This is a genomic window from Gilliamella sp. Fer1-1 (assembly GCF_001690825.1).
Lineage (GTDB): Bacteria > Pseudomonadota > Gammaproteobacteria > Enterobacterales > Orbaceae > Gilliamella > Gilliamella apicola_C.
Genome location: NZ_LZGX01000079.1, coordinates 11,981 through 30,671, shown reverse-complemented (window position 1 = coordinate 30,671; position 18,691 = coordinate 11,981). Strand labels below are relative to the sequence as shown.

General features: G+C 38.5%; 14 protein-coding genes. 6 read left to right on the top strand and 8 right to left on the bottom strand.

Going from position 1 to position 18,691, the window contains the following annotated elements; all coding sequences use genetic code 11:
• Window positions 1-112: 112 nt before the first annotated feature.
• From A9G28_RS09105 to parE, 4 genes are read right to left on the bottom strand one after another with little or no spacing between them, the layout of a single operon-like run.
• The gene (locus tag A9G28_RS09105) at window positions 113-1,558 is read right to left on the bottom strand and encodes a TrkH family potassium uptake protein (protein WP_065566586.1); all 1,446 of its coding nucleotides are present in this window, start codon (window positions 1,556-1,558) and stop codon (window positions 113-115) included.
• 14 nt (window positions 1,559-1,572) lie between these two features.
• Entirely contained in the window at window positions 1,573-2,436 is an 864-nt protein-coding gene (gene djlA, locus A9G28_RS09100) for a co-chaperone DjlA (protein ID WP_065566568.1), read from the bottom strand.
• The gene (gene parC / locus A9G28_RS09095) at window positions 2,436-4,664 is read right to left on the bottom strand and encodes a DNA topoisomerase IV subunit A (protein ID WP_065580459.1); all 2,229 of its coding nucleotides are present in this window, start codon (window positions 4,662-4,664) and stop codon (window positions 2,436-2,438) included. Before parC ends, djlA begins: the two co-directional genes overlap by 1 nt.
• Before the next feature lie 27 nt (window positions 4,665-4,691).
• Window positions 4,692-6,581: a DNA topoisomerase IV subunit B gene (parE, locus tag A9G28_RS09090; protein ID WP_065566570.1), complete on the bottom strand. Its 1,890-nt coding sequence runs from the start codon at window positions 6,579-6,581 to the stop codon at window positions 4,692-4,694.
• Between the two features lie 289 nt (window positions 6,582-6,870).
• On the opposite strand from parE, the gene A9G28_RS09085 reads away from it, so the two are divergent.
• The 5 genes from A9G28_RS09085 to ubiA all read left to right on the top strand — a co-directional run bounded on the left by A9G28_RS09085 (window position 6,871) and on the right by ubiA (window position 13,362).
• Window positions 6,871-8,373: a hypothetical protein gene (locus tag A9G28_RS09085; RefSeq protein ID WP_065580458.1), complete on the top strand. Its 1,503-nt coding sequence runs from the start codon at window positions 6,871-6,873 to the stop codon at window positions 8,371-8,373.
• A 269-nt stretch (window positions 8,374-8,642) separates the two neighbouring features.
• A complete protein-coding gene (locus tag A9G28_RS09080) occupies window positions 8,643-11,099 on the top strand; it encodes a DMSO/selenate family reductase complex A subunit (RefSeq protein ID WP_065580457.1) in 2,457 nt (818 codons plus the stop codon).
• A gap of 21 nt (window positions 11,100-11,120) precedes the next feature.
• The gene (locus A9G28_RS09075; protein ID WP_065580456.1) at window positions 11,121-11,735 is read left to right on the top strand and encodes a DMSO/selenate family reductase complex B subunit; all 615 of its coding nucleotides are present in this window, start codon (window positions 11,121-11,123) and stop codon (window positions 11,733-11,735) included.
• An 83-nt stretch (window positions 11,736-11,818) separates the two neighbouring features.
• On the top strand, window positions 11,819-12,376 hold the full coding sequence (locus A9G28_RS09070) for a TorD/DmsD family molecular chaperone (protein ID WP_081301556.1): 558 nt from the start codon (window positions 11,819-11,821) through the stop codon (window positions 12,374-12,376).
• 158 nt (window positions 12,377-12,534) lie between these two features.
• Window positions 12,535-13,362 (top strand): 4-hydroxybenzoate octaprenyltransferase, encoded by an 828-nt coding sequence (ubiA, locus tag A9G28_RS09065; RefSeq protein ID WP_065580455.1) that lies wholly within the window; start codon window positions 12,535-12,537, stop codon window positions 13,360-13,362.
• Between the two features lie 846 nt (window positions 13,363-14,208).
• On the opposite strand, the gene folP is transcribed toward ubiA, so the two are convergent.
• The 3 genes from folP to rlmE form a co-directional block, all read right to left on the bottom strand.
• The gene (folP, locus tag A9G28_RS09060; protein WP_065580454.1) at window positions 14,209-15,045 is read right to left on the bottom strand and encodes a dihydropteroate synthase; all 837 of its coding nucleotides are present in this window, start codon (window positions 15,043-15,045) and stop codon (window positions 14,209-14,211) included.
• 124 nt (window positions 15,046-15,169) lie between these two features.
• Window positions 15,170-17,038 carry an ATP-dependent zinc metalloprotease FtsH gene (gene ftsH / locus A9G28_RS09055; RefSeq protein ID WP_255307122.1) on the bottom strand — a complete coding sequence of 623 codons (1,869 nt, stop codon included), beginning with the start codon at window positions 17,036-17,038 and terminating at the stop codon, window positions 15,170-15,172.
• A gap of 85 nt (window positions 17,039-17,123) precedes the next feature.
• Window positions 17,124-17,750 carry a 23S rRNA (uridine(2552)-2'-O)-methyltransferase RlmE gene (gene rlmE / locus A9G28_RS09050; RefSeq protein ID WP_065566576.1) on the bottom strand — a complete coding sequence of 209 codons (627 nt, stop codon included), beginning with the start codon at window positions 17,748-17,750 and terminating at the stop codon, window positions 17,124-17,126.
• Window positions 17,751-17,848: 98 nt separating this feature from the next.
• Between rlmE and yhbY the strand changes: the two genes are divergently transcribed.
• Window positions 17,849-18,142, top strand: coding sequence for a ribosome assembly RNA-binding protein YhbY (gene yhbY / locus A9G28_RS09045; protein WP_065566588.1), 294 nt, complete (start codon window positions 17,849-17,851; stop codon window positions 18,140-18,142).
• 51 nt (window positions 18,143-18,193) lie between these two features.
• Here the strand turns inward: yhbY and greA are convergent, their stop codons facing one another.
• Window positions 18,194-18,670: a transcription elongation factor GreA gene (gene greA, locus A9G28_RS09040; protein WP_065566577.1), complete on the bottom strand. Its 477-nt coding sequence runs from the start codon at window positions 18,668-18,670 to the stop codon at window positions 18,194-18,196.
• Window positions 18,671-18,691: the final 21 nt, after the last annotated feature.

Below are 18,691 nucleotides of genomic sequence, written 5' to 3'. Positions count from 1 at the left end.
GCACATGCTGCCCAGTAATTCTGTCTGTAATTGGCTAAATAATCAATAAAATATTTGTAAATTTGTGTATTTTGTCAAAAACTTTCAGGAAAGCATGTGTTTTAGTATAAAATCAGCTTCGCCAAAACGTTGGGGTGAATAAAACTAATAAAGTAAATATTTCTAATCGGCCAAATAACATATCAACCACCATCACCCATTTAACGATATTACTGACGTTAGCAAAGTTATCACTGACGCTACCGAGACCAACACCTAAGTTATTGAGTGATGAGGCCACAATATAAAAAGAGTCAGTGGCATCAATACTTGTTGCCATAATAATAAATAGGCTAACTAAAAACACTAAAGTATAGGCCGAAAAAAAGCCCCAAACTGCTTCGATAATTCGTTCTGGAACCACTCGATTATTTAATTTTAAAGTATAGATGGCATTGGGGTGAATTAAGCGTTTAAGTTCGCGGGATCCTTGCATAAATAAAAGTAGTACGCGAACCACTTTTAAACCACCACCTGTTGAACCTGCACAGCCACCAATAAATGATGCGCATAACAAAAAGATGGGTAATGATGATGGCCATGTATTGATATCATCCACAGTAAAACCAACGGTGGCAACTATCGAGACAACTTGTAATACTATCTTATCTATACTGAGTTTTCGTTCTGATTGGTAAAAATAAATACCAAATGCACAGATTGCAATTAGCACAACGAGAATAAAGATGAACGTTCTAAATTCTTGATCTCGCCAGTAAACCTTAATAGAAAACCCATTTAATGCGGCAAAATGTAGAGCAAAGTTACAACCTGATAAGATTAAAAACAGGGTGATAATGTAATTGATTGTAGCACTATTAAAATAAGCAAGGTTATTGTCATGCGTTGAAAATCCACCCATCGATATTGTTGAAAAGCTATGTGAAATGGCATCAAAGGCATTCATTCCAGCTGCCCATAAACAAACAGCACAAAGCGTGGTCAGTAAAATATAAATTGACCAAAGTGTTTTAGCCGTTTCGGCAATACGAGGGCGCATTTTGCTATCTTTTTGTGGACCGGGAATCTCTGCTCGGTAAAGTTGCATTCCCCCAACACCCAATAATGGTAAAATGGCGACAGCTAAAACGATAATCCCCATACCACCAAGCCATTGTAGTAATTGCCGATAAAAAAGCAGGGCTTTAGGTAGGTGATCTAATTTAACGATGGTTGTTGCGCCAGTTGTTGTTAGGCTTGAGAATGATTCAAAAAAGGCGTTAGTTAAATTTAAATTAATATGTGTGTCAAAAATAAACGGAAATGCGCCGATTGTACCTAACACCACCCAAAATAGTACGACGATAAAAAAGCCTTCACGCGTGCTCAGTTCATGGCGATGGTGGCGATTTGGTAGCCATAATAAACAGCCTAATATCAATGCGGCAAAAAACGATCGCACAAAGATGGCACCAGCACCATCACGATAGATTAAAGCAACAAGTGCTGGTAGCAACATAAATACCGATAACAGGGCAATTAATAACCCGATAATTCGCAGGATTGAACGCCAATGCATCATGATAAACGTCTCTATTTAAAACCACGAGACGTTTTGATAAGATCATAAGCGGCTTGGATTTCTTGCGCACGTTTTTTAGCTGCTTCTAGCATCTCTTTAGGTAAGCCCTTTGAAACTAATTTATCTGGATGATGTTCATTCATTAATTTTCGATAAGCCCTTTTGATTTCGGGAATTTCGTCTGTAGATTTAACGCCTAATATTTTGTAAGCATTTTGTAGATCTGATTGTGATGAGCGATTTTGGTAACCGCCATAGTTATTATTATTGCGTTGATATTGATCATATTGGTGCTGGCTACGTTGATTTTGTTGGTAGCTGTAATTATTTTGGTGGAAATGGTAACTGCCCATCATCATTTGGATATATAGTGCCATTTTTTGGTGAGAAATATTTAATTCATCTGCCACTATCAACAGGATTTGTTGTTCTTTATCATCCAACACACCATCGACTAATGCTGCTTGAATCAACTGTTCACAAAAAATATTTAATACGTTGCGTCTAAAACGGTATTGAGTGTAAAGCTCTTGAAGGCGTGATCGTAGCGGGTAATTACTGGCCTTGCCACGATTAAATGAGTCTTGGGCAAGTTTTCGGCTGCTACTATTAAGTTGTAGCCTATCCATAAATTGGCTTGCAAGATTTATATCATCTTGTGTGACAACGCCTTTCGCTTTACTTAAATGGCCTAGCACTTCAAAAACCACCGTTAAGTAAAGTTCTGGATTTGCTTTGGTTTTTTGTTCGGTTAATTTATTACAAAAAGTTTGGTAAAGCATTGGTCCAACAAATAGCCCTAGTATAAAGCCCCACCCCGTTTTTAATATAAGGCTTAATACAAAGCCGGTAATTATTGCCCAGATAAAAGACATTATTTGTTCACCTCAATTCGATCTATTTTTTGTAAACCCCGTGGTAAGGTGCTTCCTTTACGTGCACGTTCAGCCCTAAATTTTTGTAAATCAACAGGGTTTAACGTAAGTTTGCGTTTACCGACATATAAGGTTATCGATGTTTCTGGTGTAATTAATAGTAGATAAGCAAGGCTATCATCAGCACCTGCAAGAGATACAATTTTATTCCCTTTGCCTTTAGCCAGTTCAGGTAGATCTTTTACAGGAAAGATAAGCATTCGCCCAGCTTGAGTAATAGATAATAGTAAGCTATCTTCAGATGTAATTTCAATTGGTGCAAGTATTTTTGCCTCTTTCGGTAAATTGATAATCGCCTTACCATTACGATTACGAGCAACTAAATCACTAAATTTACAAATAAAGCCATATCCAGCGCTTGAAGCAAGTAATAATTTTTGATTATCCTCTTGACTCATCACTACATGTTCAACCGTTGCGTTAGCGGGGAGCGCTAATTTGCCCGTTAATGGTTCACCTTGGCTTCTAGCCGATGGTAATGTGTTTGGCTCGATAGCGTAACTGCGACCGGTTGAATCGAAAAAGATAACGGGTTGATTGCTTTTACCTTTAGCGGCTGCTTTAAAATTATCACCTGCTTTATAGCTTAAACCAGCAGGATCGATATCGTGACCTTTTGCCGTTCTTACCCAGCCCATTTCGGATAAAATCACGGTAACAGGCTCTGATGGTGTTAATTCTTGCTCACTCATTGCTTTTGCTTCACTACGTTGAACCATGGGTGAGCGACGTTTGTCACCATATTTTTCGGCATCTTCTTGTAACTCTTTTTTGATAAGGTTGCTCAGTTTTTTAGGCGAAGATAACAAGGCTTGCAAGTGATCGCGCTCTTTTGCAAGATCACTCTGTTCGCCTTTAATGCGCACTTCTTCAAGTTTGGCTAATTGGCGTAGTTTTAGTTCTAAAATTGCCTCGGCTTGAATGTCGGTTAAGGCAAAACGGTTAATCAGCTCTTTTTTAGGCTCATCTTCATGGCGAATAATTTCAATCACTTCGTCAATATTCAAAAATGCAATCAATAAACCATCAAGAATGTGCAGTCTTTTTAATATTTTATCTAAACGATAATTTAAGCGACGCGTAACAGTGTTTTTACGATACTCTAGCCATTCAGTAAGAATCTCAACTAATCCTTTTACTGATGGGCGATTATCTAGCCCAATCATGTTCATATTAACGCGGTAGCTTTTTTCGAGATCGGTTGTTGCAAATAGATGATTCATCACTTGCTCTAAATCCACCCGATTTGAACGAGGCACAATCACTAGGCGCGTTGGGTTTTCATGATCGGACTCATCTCTTAAATCTTCAATTAAAGGCAGTTTTTTGGCACGCATTTGCGAGGCAATTTGTTCTAAGATTTTAGCCCCTGAAACTTGATGAGGTAGATCAGTAATGACAATATCACCATCTTCTTTTTTCCAAACAGCACGCATGCGAATTGACCCGCGTCCTGTTTTGTAGATTTTTGCAATGTCTTCTGATGAAGTAATAATCTCAGCATCGGTTGGGAAATCAGGCCCTGGTATGTGAGCCATCACTTCACTAAGGGTCGCATTAGGATTATCAGCAAGCATAATAGCCGCATTGGCAACTTCACGAATATTATGTGGCGGAATATCCGTTGCCATCCCTACGGCAATACCTGTTGTGCCATTTAATAAGATATTTGGCAATCTAGCTGGTAACATTTTAGGTTCTTGCAAGGTACCATCAAAATTGGGGGTATAATCAACAGTTCCTTGGCCTAATTCACCTAATAATAATTCAGCATATTTAGATAAACGCGATTCAGTATAGCGCATGGCAGCAAATGATTTGGGATCATCAGGTGCCCCCCAGTTACCTTGTCCATCAACCAATGGATAACGATAAGAGAAGGGTTGTGCCATAAGTACCATGGCTTCATAACATGCGCTATCGCCGTGTGGATGATATTTACCAAGCACATCCCCAACGGTGCGTGCTGATTTTTTGAATTTAGCTTGTGCATTAAGCCCTAATTCGGACATGGCATAAACAATGCGTCGTTGCACGGGTTTCAAACCGTCACCAATAAATGGCAATGCACGATCCATAATGACATACATCGAGTAGTTCAGATAGGCACTTTCGGTAAATGTTCGTAGTGACTGGATTTCTACTCCGTCATGAGTTATCTCACTCATTATTGTTCCTCTAAATCATTCTTTATATTAGACATCAAGTTCAACTTGATCGCCTTTCTCTTGTAACCATTCTCGGCGATCTTCTGAGCGCTTTTTGGCAAGTAACATGTCCATTAATGCCATAGTCTGCTCTGTATCATCAAGCGATAACTGTACTAAACGGCGTGTATTTGGATCCATTGTCGTTTCTCGTAGTTGCAGAGGGTTCATTTCCCCTAAACCTTTAAAACGTTGTACATTTGGCTTACCTTTTTTGCGTTTAAGTTGCTCTAAAATACCTTCTTTTTCTTCTTCATCAAGCGCGTAATAAACTTCTTTACCCAAATCAATACGATAAAGTGGTGGCATCGCAACAAAGACATGCCCATGTTCAACCATAGCGCGGAAATGACGAACAAATAAAGCACAAAGCAAGGTGGCAATGTGTAATCCATCAGAGTCAGCATCGGCTAAAATACAGATTTTGCCATAACGTAGCTGGCTCAAATCATCGCTGTCAGGATCAATACCGATAGCAACCGAAATATCATGGATTTCTTGTGACCCTAATACTTCATCAGATGATACTTCCCAAGTATTTAAAATCTTACCTTTAAGTGGCATAATGGCTTGGTATTCACGGTCTCGAGCTTGTTTGGCTGAACCACCAGCAGAATCTCCTTCCACTAAAAAAAGCTCAGTACGGCTTAAATCTTGAGATGAACAATCCGCCAATTTACCCGGTAAAGCAGGGCCACTGGTCAATTTTTTGCGGATGACTTTTTTAGATGCCTTTAAACGTTTTTGCGCACTCGAAATGACCATTTCGGCTAGTAATTCGGCTAATTGTACATTTTGATTTAGCCAAAGACTAAATGCATCTTTCACAATAGCCGAAACAAAAGCCGCACATTGCCGTGAAGATAAGCGCTCTTTAGTTTGACCTGCAAATTGTGGCTCTTGCATTTTGACCGAAATCACATAAGCACAACGTTCCCAAATATCATCGGCGGTTAATTTTAAGCCTCGTGGTAATAAATTGCGGAATTCACAAAACTCACGCATAGCATCTAACAATCCTTGGCGTAAACCATTAACATGTGTACCGCCTTGAACGGTTGGGATTAAGTTAACGTAACTTTCGGTCAATAGATCTCCACCTTCGGGTAACCAAAGTAGCGCCCATTCTACCGCTTCCGTTTCACCAATATGGTTGCCAGTAAAGGGGGTATCGGGTAATAGTGAGTAACCACTAACAGATTCCATTAAATAGTCTTTTAGACCGTCTTGATAACACCAACGTTGCTCAGTATTGTTAATTTTATCTTTAAAGATAATTTCAAGCCCTGGGCAAAGCACTGCTTTGGCTTTTAATAAATGAGACAATCGAGGAACAGAAAATCTTGGTGAATCAAAATATTTTTCGTCTGGCCAAAAATGGACTTTGGTGCCTGTATTACGGCGCCCACAAGTGCCAGTAACGTGTAGATCCTCAACTTTGTTGCCATTTTCAAACGCGATTTCATACACTTGCCCGTCACGATGAACAGTAACATCAACGCGTTTTGATAATGCATTGACAACTGAAATGCCGACACCGTGTAAACCGCCCGAAAATTGGTAATTCTTGTTAGAAAATTTACCACCAGCGTGTAAACGACAAAGTAATAGCTCAACGGCTGGCACGCCTTCTTCTGGGTGAATATCAACAGGCATACCTCGACCATCGTCGATAACTTCTAATGAGTTATCTTCATAAAGTGTCACTTTGATTTTACGAGCATGGCCAGCGATCGCTTCATCAACACTATTATCAATGACTTCTTGCCCTAAATGATTTGGACGACTTGTGTCAGTGTACATTCCAGGGCGATGGCGAACAGGATCAAGGCCTTTTAATACTTCAATATCAACGGCGTTATAAGTGGGTTGTGGCATAATGTTTCTATTTATCCGAATAAATGGGCTTATTATAACAACCTTTCATAAATAAGACCAAGGTCAATGGTAAAGGTAGTTAATCAAATCATCATCAAATCTAATAAACTTAAATAGACAACGTTAAGTTATAAAATTTATTAATAAATAAGAAAAATATTGCTAATAAAATAGACAAAAGCATTTATAATCCAATTTAACTATCATTATTTAATGGCACAAGTTTGAGGCGTTAATATCAATGATTGTTAATAAAATACTAATATGAATATATGGGAAGGAAATAAAAATGTTAAAAATAATCACTTACCAGCGGTGGCAGTCAAGCTATAATTATCAGTATCTTGTTATTTTATTTTTTGTTTCAACATTTTCTTCTGTATGTGTTTTACTTAAATCGTATTGTTATAACGTAAAGGCGATATTGCGTCATTTTATATTAAGCCTATTTTTAATTACGTGCCATATTCATTATGCCAGTGCATTATCAGCCACAACAACACAAGTGATACATGGGAGCGCTCCCTATCTTACTTTTGATGGTGGTGTCACCAAAGGCAATATTCAAGCGCTATTAGGCATCAGACTATCCGATGGGCGTGAGTATGTGCCTAAAAATGGGGAGTCAAATTTCTATCCAAATGCTAAGGCTGTGGATAATTATTATACAATTGAGTTGCCGAGTAATGCAGATTCGTTTGATGGTATTCAAACATTAGTCCCCATTCCCAAGATGGACAATTATTCAGTTATTGAATTAAGCAAGATAATCGGTGGCAATAATTTGTTGGATGATGATGGGGATAGTTATGGCAATATAACAGGTACTTTAGATGCTTTTTTGTATGATCGAAATAGTGATTATCTTACCCGTATCGTTAAGAGCCATTCTACAGATAAATTAGACCTTTGCTCTTTGTATGTGTTAACACTTTCCATAGATGATGCTCAACTGTCAACTCAATATGGCATACCAAAGGCAAGGGATTTCGATCATGTGAGTCAAACTTACTATTTAAAAGCGAAAAATGGAGTGCGCACTTGTTATGCAAGCCCACCAGCTAGATATGGTGGTGGGGAGGGGCCAAACTGGGTGCGAGGGTTAGGTTTTCTGGTGGTAAATAGCCATATTCCAGAGGAAAACTTTCCGACAACGGGTTCAAATGGGCTCAGTTTTCATTTAGGGTTAGGCGGTGTCACGCCAGAACAGGTCATTGATGCTAATGGCACAACCGTTTCAGCCGTCAGTGGTAGTAACTCAGCGACATTATTATTAAGCACTGAAAACAGTGAGTTAAAAATAACGTTAAAGGGGCCAAGTAAAGCCTCGGATAAAAAGAAATTTAGTCCCTCATTATTTAAACTTTACGCCGACAGTAACCACAGCCAGTTATTGTATAGCTTTAAGATAGAACGTTGGTATCTAGCAAATCCAGATGATTCTGGTGACGGCTCTTATGATGAGGCTCAAATATTCTGCGATAGTTTAGGAAGTCGTTATCGTATACCGAGTGTTGGGGACTACACCAATGCGAATAGCTCTGATTGGCATTGGGGGGTGCCAGGGCAAGGAAATTATAACCTTCGCCAAGTTAGCTACAAAAGTGGTGAAAGGTGGATAGGGGGGTTATTTAATGAGTGGGGTGATTTTACTTATGGGTCGGGTAGAGGCGACGATTGGCTCGATGATGAATATTGGGCTGCTGATAAGTTTGGTGTTGATTCATCTGGAGGTGTTCGTTTAAATAATGGCCCTTATGCTTACGCTATAACGGCATGTGTAACGCCTTAAAAAGAGAGGGGTTACGTTGCTGAAATTAACATCACTATTGACGGCGTGAGCCGTCAAGTTTAGTAAACTACACATAAGATCTGTTATTTTATAAAGGAATAATAAAAGTCTTTCATATTAATGGATTATATTTAAAAAAACTGTTGAGAAAGATGGACAGTGACCTCGATACTAGTAAACATTAGTGGCTAATTTATTTCCGTTTTAGTTTATTTATTCACCTTTTAGTATTATTATCAACTGATCCCATATAAATATCAGGGAAACATGTGAGTAAATTAAAAAATAAAATAAGTCGATACACTTTTTCACAAAAAACAATAACAATCAGTGACGTAGTAGCAATAACCAGTAAAATACAACTGCCCTTTACCGACGCCAAATCTGACATCGTAGTTACTCATAGCCCAGTTTTTCATCCTCACCCTATTCATAAAGAAAAGATTATTTATAGCGCTTGTTTGGTTAACTGTGGTAGCCGTTGTCCTTTAAAAGTTCATGTCAAAAACGATATTATTACTAAAATATCTTCAGAAGATGGCATTAATGATGCCGTTTTTGGCCTGCATCAAATCCGCCCTTGCCTTCGCGGCAGAGCAGTTCGTTGGCGAACTTATGATCCTGCGCGCTTAAAGTATCCAATGCTACGAATTGGTAAACGTGGTGAAGGTAAATTTAAACGTATTTCTTGGCATGAAGCGATTAATTTACTTGCAAATAAACTTAAATATACGATTAATCAATATGGCAATGAAGCAATTTATTATCAGTATGGATCAGGAACAACGGGCGCTAATCTTTCAGGGCGTAATGCATGTAAGCGTTTTTTAAGTATCATTGGTGGTCATTTAAATTACCATGGTGATTATTCAAGCGGGCAGATTTCAGCTATTCGGCCTTATTTGTTTGGTCATGCTAAAGAATCCTTACTGGATCAGATCAAGCATTCTGATTTAGTGGTTATGTTTGGACATAACATTGCCGAAACTCGAATGTCAGGCGGTGGGCAAGTTACCGAGCTTTTTCATGCGTTAGCGCAAAGTCATGCAAGGGTGATTATTATTGATCCTCGTCGTAGTGAAAGTGTCGTTGCGTATAATGCTGAGTGGATCCCGATTATTCCCGGCACTGATGCGGCATTAGTTGCGGCAATAGGCTATACATTACTTGAGCAAGATCGTATTGATGAGGATATGCTTAATCAATACTGTATTGGGTGGAATGCCGATTCTTTGCCTGATAGTGCACCGCCTTATAGTGATTATAAATCTTACCTTTTAGGTTTAGGCTATGACAGAACACCTAAAACACCAGAATGGGCAGCCAAAAAAACAGGTATTTCAGCAACACAAATTCGTAAACTCGCAATAGATATTGTTGATGCTAAAGCTGCTTGGATTTCGCAAGGTTATGGTGTGCAACGTTGGCAAAATGGTGAACATACTGCGCGAGCCATTATGATCTTACCAATTATTACGGGGCAATTTGGTAAACCTGGCACTAACATTGGAACTTGGGGCGGGAGCGTTGTTTATCCTATACCTAACTTTAATTTACCTAATCCAATAAAAACCAGTATTCCTTTCTTTTTGTGGACGAAAGCGATTGAAGATGGACCAAGCATGACTGCTAAAAATGCCTACCTTAAAGGTAAAGATAAATTGGATGTGGGGATCAAATTTATCTGGAATTATGCGGGTAATGTACTGGGAAATCAACATTCAGATCTCAATCGTACTCACCAGATTTTGCAAGATGAGTCAAAATGTGAATTTATTCTTGTTTGGGATACACATATGACAGCATCAGCTAAGTATGCTGATTTATTATTACCCGACGTGTCATCGGTTGAGAATAATGACTTGATTAATAACTCTTATTCATCTGGGGCATATTGTTACCTTATCCGTATGCAAAATGCTATTAAACCGCTTTGGGAAAGTCGTCCTGTTTATGATGTATTAAGCGAATTGTCTGAGAAAATGGGAGTAAAAGACCAATTTACCCAAGGCCGTACTCAAGAGCAGTGGATAGCGTATTGTTATGAACAATTACGAAAACGTGATCCGCATTTACCGCCTTTTGCTGATACTGATGGCATGGGGGTTATCGATCGCAAACTTGCCGATAGTGATAGCCAAATTGGATTAAAAGCTTTTAGAGATGATCCCATTAAAAATCCATTAACTACCCCGTCAGGAAAAATAGAAATCTATTCAGAAACGTTAGCGAACATTGCCAATGAATGGGAACTTGATGCGCAAGATGTGCTGTATCCTATTCCTGCCTATTTACCAGCGATTGAAGGCAGTGAAGATAAATCTAAACGTCAACAATATCCGTTGCAACTTATTGGATTTCATACCAAAGGGCAATGCCATTCTACTTACAGTAATTTGCCACAATTGCGTGAAGCTGTCGCTAACCGTATTTGGATTAATCCATTTGATGCCGAACAACGGCAAATAAAACATGGACAATTAGTTGAAGTTTATAACGATCGTGGTCGGTTGCATATTGTCGCTAAAGTTACGCCAAGGATATTACCTGGTGTTGTTGCGATTCCCCAAGGAATGTGGGCAAAAAATAATGCTGCAGGGATTGATATTGGCGGTTGCATTAATCGTTTAACATCATTGCGTCCAACGGTGCTTGCTAAAGCAAATCCACAGCATACCAACTTGGTTGATGTCAAACTGGTATCGGATACGTGTTTCGCGTTATAAATAAAAGGACGGATAATAAAAATGCAATATGGATTTTATATTGATTCTTCAAAATGCACGGGTTGTAAAACTTGCCAAGTGAGTTGTAAAGATGAAAAAGATAGTGCTTTAGGCGTCCGTTTTCGCCGTGTTTATGAATATGGTGGTGGTGGTTGGCAGCTAGTTGATAATCTTTGGCAAAATGATACTTTTACCTATTATTTGTCTATCGCATGTAATCATTGCGAACAACCTGCTTGTGTGCAGAGTTGCCCAACGGGGGCAATGCATAAACGTTCAAAAGATGGCTTAGTGGTTGTTAATCAAGACATTTGCATGGGGTGCCGAAATTGTGAAACCCACTGTCCATATGGAGCACCACAATTTGATTATCAAAAAAAGGTCATGTCAAAATGTGATGGTTGTTATGAACGTGTTGTCGAGGGATTAAAGCCTGTTTGTGTTGAGTCATGCCCACAGCGAGCTTTAGATTTTGATGAAATTGAAACACTACGCCAGCACTATGGCGAACAATGCGATATTGCGCCACTACCAAGCTCACAGCTCACTAAGCCCAATATTGTAATAAAACCCCATGCACAAGCTAAGATGTCTGGCGATACCTTAGGTAAAATACTTAATCCTGAAGAAGTATAAGTAATATGTCATAATTACCACGGGTTTTTTTGGGGGGGTATCAGTGTAACTAACTGATAGAATCGTTCTAAGGAGATATTTATTTGGATAAGTTAGTTTCTATCACATTAGCCAAACTACTTGGTATGTTTCTTTATTATCCACCCAATAGTAAAGTTACTGCATCATTAACGCCGGCCTTATTACATATTAACCATTTAGCTCCATGGAAAGATTCTATCCTTATTTATGAGCAGTGCCATATATTAGTTAATCAAATTGATAATCCAGACCTTAATTATCAATTTTCACTATTATTTGAAGGACAGGGAACAATGCCTGTACCTCCGTGGGGTTCATTTTATTTGGATAAAGAAAACCTATTGCTAGGAAAATCACTAGAAAGCTATCGTCAATTTCTGCAACAACATGGGGTAAAACTCAATACAGGAATAAACGAGCCAGAAGATCAATTTGGATTAATGCTTATGGCATACGCCATGTTGTTGGAAAATAATCACCATGTAACAGCAAAACAATTAATTGATGAACATTTGTTAAGTTGGTCATCAACCTATTTAAAAAAGCTACAGAAAAGCCAGATTAGCCCATTTTATCAAGCGTTAGCGGTAATTGCTGAGCAATATTTACACATGCTGTGATTAACATCTTGTGCAAACCGATTCAATCTAATGTGGTTATTTTGGGTCAATATTCATTGGCATCACTCATTGGGTATAACTTGCCATACCGTAACATTGCAGCTTTTAGCGTAATGGGTATAATCGCTATTATGATTTATTTAGAATAGATATTATTAATGTTAGCTTATTTACAACTCATGCGATTGGATAAGCCAATTGGGTCATTGCTTTTACTCTGGCCCACACTTTGGGCTATTTGGCTTACGGGTCATCCATCTACTTATATTACTATTATTTTTGTGCTTGGCGTGTTTGTTATGCGCTCGGCAGGTTGTGTCGTGAATGATTATGCCGATCGCCATTTTGATGCACACGTTGAGCGAACAAAAAACCGCCCCCTTGCTCGTGGTACTTTAACCGAAAAAAACGCACTATGGACGCTATTGGTCTTATTACTGATAGCGCTTTGTTTATTGTTAAATTTAAATAAGCTGTCATGGCTAATTGCTTGCTTTGCGTTACTTACCGCACTCATTTACCCTTTCATGAAGCGTTACACCCATTTACCACAAGTCACCTTAGGCATCGCATTTAGTTGGAGTATTCCGATGGTATATGCAGCAACCATTGAACAGTTCCCCTTAACGTGCTGGATACTTTTCTTGACTAATATCTGTTGGACAATTGCTTACGATACCCAATATGCGATGGTAGATCGTAATGATGATATAAAAATTGGCATCAAATCCACGGCTATTTTATTTGGCAATTATGATAAATTAATTATTGGATTATTACAGATAATATCTGTTATTGGCTTGTTATTTATTGGTTTAATCAATCAGTTATCGCTGATATTTTATATGGCTGTATTATTGGTTATAGGACTATTTATTTACCAACAATGGCTCATAAAAAACCGAGATAGAAACAAATGTTTTAGTGCCTTTATGAATAATAATTATGTTGGTTTTATTATTTTTTTAGGTTTGTTGTTTGCTTGACAATGAGCCGTAAACTAGATCGCTCGTGAACAGAGGTTAACAAGTGCAGTATAAATTACTTAAAAACTTTAATAAAATCAATATGTTTTCTGACGGTTTTTTTAGTGCAAAATACCTTATTTAGTCTATTTAGCGTTGTGTGAGAGTACGGCATTTTGCACCAAATCTGCTAAATCAGGCATGATAACACTAGCTTGTTTTATTAATAAAAACTAAAATGCCCGACACACCACCATCTTAGAACAGTAACATCACTAAACAATAAAGGAAGCCGTTGATTTTTTTTTAAAAGCTAAAATAAAAACTTCAATAAAATCAATAGGTTTTCTGACTGTTTTTTAGTGCAAATGCCTTGTTTAGTCTATTTAGCGTTGTGTGAGAGTACAGCATTTTGCACCAAATCTGCTAAATCGGGAGTGATAATACTAGCTTGTTTTATTGATAAAAACTAAAATGCCCGACACACCACCATCTTAGAACAGTAACATCACTAAACAATAAAGGAAGTCGTTGATTTTTTTAAAAAAGCCAAAATAAAAACTTCAATAAAATCAATGGTTTTTCTGACTGTTTTTAGTGCAAAATATCTTGCTTAGGCTATCTAGCGTTATGTGAGAGTACAGCATTTTGCACCAAATCTGCTAAATCAGGCATGATAACACTAGCTTGGTTTATTAATAAAAACTAAAATGCCCGACACACCACCATCTTAGAACAGTAACATCACTAAACAATAAAGGAAGTCGTTGATTTTTTTAAAAAAGCCAAAATAAAAACTTCAATAAAATCAATAGGTTTTCTGACAGTTTTTTAGTGCAAATGCCTTGTTTTCAACTGGCCAACCTATTAGCCTTGCTCTGCAAGCGTTGCTTGGACAATCCGCAATGCATCAAAAGTTTCTTTAACATCGTGTACACGAATAATTTGGGCTCCTTTCATGGCTGCAATCACGGCACATGAAACACTGCCGAGAGTACGTTCTTGTGGCGGTACATTTAATACTTGCCCAATCATCGATTTTCGAGACATGCCAACCAATAAGGGTAAGTTGAAATGATGGAACTTTTCAAGCATTGCTAATAGGCGGTAATTATGGGCTAGCGTTTTGCCAAATCCAAAACCAGGATCGAGTATGATTTTTTCTCGAACAATACCGGCATTTAAGCAACGATCTATATGCTTTGCAAAAAATAGGTCGACTTCTTGATATATGTCTTGCTGGTAGTGTGGTGCATTTTGCATGGTTTTAGGATCGCCTTGCATGTGCATAATGCAAACAGGTAACCCTGTTTGTGCAGCGGCTTCAATAGCACTAGGCTCTGTAAGGGCTCGAATATCATTGATTAGGTGAGCGCCTGCTTTAGCAGATTCTGTCATGACTTGTGGTTTTGAGGTATCAACCGATATCCAGACATCAAAATAACGAGCAATTTTTTCAACGAGTGGGATAACACGGTTAAGCTCTTCATCAACGGAAACCTCGGTTGCACCTGGGCGTGTTGATTCGCCACCTACGTCAATAAATGTTGCTCCAGCTTGAATCATGCTATCAACCCGGCGCATGGCATCATCAAGATTGTTATAAGTCCCACCGTCAGAAAACGAGTCTGGCGTCATATTTATAATGCCCATAACTTGTGGGAATGAAAGATCCATCACTTGATTTTTAAAATGTATTTCCATGATTAAAAGCCTTATATGGTTAGTGTTAATAATGCAATAATTTAAATGGCATTGAGACTTATCATCTATTTTTATTTTACCGATAAAAAACGCGCCGTAGCGCGTTATATTTTATTTGAGCTTATTAACCTTTTGATTGAGGCGGTATGTCGCTTCCTTCATTGGGTATTTTGCTTGCTGCATGTTCGTCACTTTCAGTCCAATCATCAGGCGCTGTAATCGGGCGACGAGCAATTAAATCTGCAACTTGTTTTGCTCCAATGGTTTCATACTTCATTAGCGCATCTTTCATTGCATGAAGGATATCGATATTGTCAGTTAATATTTGACGAGCTCGTTGATAATTACGATCGATAATGGCTTTGACTTCTTCGTCGATAATTCTCGCTGTTTCGTCAGAAATATCTTTCGGTCGGCCGTATGAATTATCATCATTTTCGTAAAATAATGGGCCTAAGCGTTCAGAAAACCCCCATTGTGTTACCATTGCTCGTGCATATTGTGTGGCAACTTTTATATCATTTGAGGCACCAGTAGAAATTTTATTGGCACCGTAGATGAGTTCTTCTGCAAGTCGTCCTCCATAAAGAGTTGCAATATCGCCTTCCAGTTTTTCGCGACTTTCACTAACTCGATCGCCTTCAGGTAGGAAGAAAGTGACACCCAGTGCGCGCCCACGTGGAATAATGGTGACTTTATGGATAGGATCATGATCAGGCATTAAGTAGCCAATAATGGCATGTCCTGCTTCATGATAAGCGGTTGAAATAAGTTGCTCTTGAGTCATGGTTAATGAACGTCTTTCCGTGCCCATGTTAATCTTATCTTTAGCCTCTTCAAATTCATCCATTGTGACCACACGCTTATTGCGACGCGCAGCAAATAAAGCCGCTTCATTGACTAAATTCGCTAATTCTGCACCAGAATAACCCGGTGTTCCACGCGCTAGTACCGATAAATCAACATCAGATCCTAGAGGCACTTTACGCACATGCACTGCAAGAATTTGTTCTCGGCCTTTCATATCTGGTAAGCCAATTTGTACTTGGCGGTCAAAACGACCTGGACGGAGTAAGGCTGGATCTAAAATATCGGCTCGGTTGGTTGCTGCAATGATAATGATGCCACTATTGGCTTCAAAACCATCCATTTCAACTAGCATTTGGTTTAATGTTTGTTCACGTTCATCATGCCCGCCCATTGAACCTGCGCCACGTTTTCGGCCTACAGCGTCAATTTCGTCAATAAAGATGATACAAGGCGCATGTTTGCGAGCTTGTTCAAATAGATCTCGGACACGTGATGCCCCCACACCAACAAACATTTCAACAAAGTCTGAACCTGACATGCTGAAAAAAGGCACCTTGGCTTCGCCAGCGATTGCTTTTGCTAGTAATGTTTTACCTGTACCAGGAGGCCCAACCATTAAAATACCTTTTGGAATTCGTCCACCTAGTTTTTGGTATTTACCTGGATCTCGTAAAAAATCGACCACTTCAGTGACTTCTTGTTTTGCCTCTTCACTGCCCGCAACGTCGATAAATTTGGTCTTAACTTGGTCTGGTGTTAGCATTTTGGCTTTGCTTTTGCCAACTGACATTGGGCCACCTTTACCACCACCTTGCATTTGGCGCATCATAAAGAGCCAGAACCCAATAAGTAAAATGATAGGGAACCAAGAAATAAATATGCTCATTATTAAACTTGGTCTTTCATCAGGTGCACCATAGACAGGTACTTTGTTGGCTAACAAGTCATCCATTAGTTTTTCATCTAAATACGGGATGTAAGTAACGTAGTTGCCTTTATTTTTGGTTGTGGCAATAATTTCACGTCCTTTAATATGCACTTCTTGGAGATTACCAGCTGTGATATCGGAATTAAATTGGGTATAATTGACTTGAGGCCCGCTATTAGATATTGAACTGAATTGATTAAATACAGTAATCAATACTACAGCAATAACTCCCCAGATCAGTAAATTCTTTACCATGTCGTTCAAAAGAAAAACCTCTCATAAAAATTAACAGTTACGACTAAATTTAACGAAGTATGGTACTACAAAATTATACAACTGGCTACTTCATCCCCATTGCAACAATATAAACTTCTCGAGACCTAGCTCGCGAAGCCTCTGGCTTACGAATTTTGACTGTTTTAAACATCAAACGTACTTGTTTTAGGTATTCTTCAAATCCTTCACCTTGAAACACTTTGACAATAAAATTACCATTAGGCGCAAGCACATCTCTACACATCTCTAATGCAAGCTCTACTAAATACATGGCTCTGGGGATGTCAACAGCGGGTTGCCCGCTCATATTTGGCGCCATATCTGACATGACAACCTGAACTTTTTCTTCACCAACTCGTTCGAGCAACGCTTTTAGAACGGCTTCGTCCCGAAAATCACCTTGCAAAAAGTCAACACCTACAATGGGATCCATTGGTAACAAATCACAAGCAATAATGCGACCTTTGTTACCTATAAGTGATGCAACATATTGTGACCAACCACCAGGAGCTGCACCTAAATCAACAACGGTAATACCTGGTTTGAATAATTTGTCACTTTTTTGTATTTCTTCAAGTTTAAACCACGCTCGAGATCGTAGCCCTTTTTTTTGCGCTTGTTGTACAAAGCGATCATTAAAATGCTCATTGAGCCAACGTGTTGAGCTTGCAGAGCGTTTTTTGTTACTCACTGCGAATAAATCCTTAATCTAAAGAGGTCACTTTATTGATTACAAATATATATAAGGGTAGAATAACAAAATTGCAACTTAATATGATAAAAAATTTAATGAATTTATCGAATAAACAAAAACAGTACTTAAAAGGCGAAGCCCATCATTTAAAACCTATTGTCATGATTGGTGCTAACGGGTTTACCGAAGGTGTACTTGCCGAAATTGACAATGCCTTAAATTTCCATGAATTAATTAAAATTAAGGTTTCTGCTGAAGATCGTGAAACTAAAAAGCTTATTTGCGATGCCATTATTCGTGAAACCAAGGCTTTGCCAGTGCAATTGGTGGGTTCTAATTTTACTATTTTTAGACCAAGTGAAGATAAGAAAATCACTTTACCTAAATAAATACGACAACAGGGCTATCAGCCCTGTTTGTTATTTATAATGTATTGAAGATTAGATATATTCCACTTTAATAATATCAAATTCCACATCACCACCTGGCGTTTTAATTTGTACTGTATCGCCATCTTCTTTGCCGATTAAACCTCTAGCAATAGGTGAATTGACTGAAATAAGATTCTGCCTGTAATCTGCCTCATCATCACCTACGATACGATAGGTTGTTTCTTCGTCTGTTTCTACATTGATAACGGTTACTGTTGCACCAAAAATAATACGCCCAGTATTTTTTACTTTTGTTATGTCAATAATTTGTGCTTGTGAAAGTTTGCCTTCAATTTCTTGAATACGGCCTTCACAAAAGCCCTGCTGTTCTCTTGCGGCATGGTATTCAGCATTTTCTTTTAAATCGCCGTGAGCTCTTGCTTCAGCTATGGCGGCTGTTATTTGTGGTCTTTTGACATTTTTGAGCTCTTCAAGTTCGGCTCGTAATAATTCAGCTCCCTTAACCGTCATTGGGATTTGTTTCATCTAGGTATCTCCCGTTTTTAC

Bases quoted from the DNA above. Each gene is read 5' to 3' on its own strand.
- ubiA (WP_065580455.1), top strand. From the start codon at position 12,535: ATGTTAGCTTATTTACAACTCATGCGATTGGATAAGCCAATTGGGTCA.
- ftsH (WP_255307122.1), bottom strand. From the start codon at position 17,038: ATGGTAAAGAATTTACTGATCTGGGGAGTTATTGCTGTAGTATTGATT.
- A9G28_RS09075 (WP_065580456.1), top strand. From the start codon at position 11,121: ATGCAATATGGATTTTATATTGATTCTTCAAAATGCACGGGTTGTAAA.
- A9G28_RS09105 (WP_065566586.1), bottom strand. From the start codon at position 1,558: ATGCATTGGCGTTCAATCCTGCGAATTATCGGGTTATTAATTGCCCTG.
- A9G28_RS09085 (WP_065580458.1), top strand. From the start codon at position 6,871: ATGTTAAAAATAATCACTTACCAGCGGTGGCAGTCAAGCTATAATTAT.
- yhbY (WP_065566588.1), top strand. From the start codon at position 17,849: ATGAATTTATCGAATAAACAAAAACAGTACTTAAAAGGCGAAGCCCAT.
- greA (WP_065566577.1), bottom strand. From the start codon at position 18,670: ATGAAACAAATCCCAATGACGGTTAAGGGAGCTGAATTATTACGAGCC.
- parE (WP_065566570.1), bottom strand. From the start codon at position 6,581: ATGCCACAACCCACTTATAACGCCGTTGATATTGAAGTATTAAAAGGC.
- parC (WP_065580459.1), bottom strand. From the start codon at position 4,664: ATGAGTGAGATAACTCATGACGGAGTAGAAATCCAGTCACTACGAACA.
- folP (WP_065580454.1), bottom strand. From the start codon at position 15,045: ATGGAAATACATTTTAAAAATCAAGTGATGGATCTTTCATTCCCACAA.
- djlA (WP_065566568.1), bottom strand. From the start codon at position 2,436: ATGTCTTTTATCTGGGCAATAATTACCGGCTTTGTATTAAGCCTTATA.